At 43.1% G+C, this 990-nt stretch carries 2 protein-coding genes; both read right to left on the reverse strand.

The annotated features are described in order from the left end of the window. Nucleotides 1-17: 17 nt before the first annotated feature. Nucleotides 18-629, reverse strand: a complete 612-nt coding sequence (gene nqrE, locus A3735_RS25200; protein WP_197470144.1) for an NADH:ubiquinone reductase (Na(+)-transporting) subunit E — start codon at nt 627-629, stop codon at nt 18-20. Continuing rightward, nucleotides 629-990, reverse strand: a 362-nt coding sequence (locus A3735_RS25205; protein WP_304440022.1) for an Rnf-Nqr domain containing protein, incomplete at its 5' end; no start/stop codon positions are given. The genes A3735_RS25205 and nqrE, both read right to left, overlap by 1 nt.

Below are 990 nucleotides of genomic sequence, written 5' to 3' on the forward strand. Positions count from 1 at the left end.
TATCTACCCAGTGTTAATTAAAGCGAGATACCAGAGAACGACATAAAACCTAGTGACATCAAGCCTACAGTGATAAAGGTAATACCCAAGCCACGCAGACCTTCAGGCACATCACTGTACTTGAGCTTTTCTCGGATACCGGCCAATGCGACGATCGCAAGAGCCCAACCGACACCAGCACCCAAGCCATAGACCGTGCTCTCAGCAAGATTATAATCACGCTCAACCATAAATAGAGATGCACCCATGATCGCACAGTTTACTGTGATCAATGGTAGGAATACCCCAAGAGCGTTATACAGATCCGGGAAGTACTTATCCAAAACCATTTCTAGAATCTGTACCAAAGCAGCGATAACACCAATGTAAGTTAACAAACCTAAGAAACTCAGGTCTACATCAGGATAGCCCGCCCAAGCCAAGGCTCCATCTTTTAGAAGGTAGGTATAAATAAGATTATTTACAGGAACAGTGATTGCCAATACAACGACTACGGCAATACCTAGACCGGTTGCAGCTTGAATCTTCTTAGAAATCGCAAGGAAGGTACACATTCCCAAAAAGAATGCCAAAGCCATATTTTCAACAAATACAGCCTTAACAAATAGGCTTAAATAATATTCGATCATTAGAACGCCTCCTTAACAGAGTGAGACGAGATTTTGTAATCAGCAGGCTCTACCTGGTCTTTCTTCCATTGCCTTAAGCCCCAAATAAGCAAACCGATGATAAAGAAAGCACTTGGAGGAAGCAGCAACATACCATTAGGTACATACCAGCCACCATTGTTAACGGTAGGCATAAGCTCGATGCCAAACAACATGCCTGAACCAAACAATTCACGTACAAAAGCGACTAATAGCAAAATAACGGCATATCCTAAACCATTACCTATGCCATCCAGGAAACTCATGCCTGGGCCATTTTGCATTGCAAACGCTTCAGCACGCCCCATTACGATACAGTTCGTGATAATCAAGCCCACAAAAA

This window comes from Oleiphilus sp. HI0061 (genome assembly GCF_001635675.1).

Bases quoted from the DNA above. Each gene is read 5' to 3' on its own strand.
- nqrE (WP_197470144.1), bottom strand. From the start codon at position 629: ATGATCGAATATTATTTAAGCCTATTTGTTAAGGCTGTATTTGTTGAA.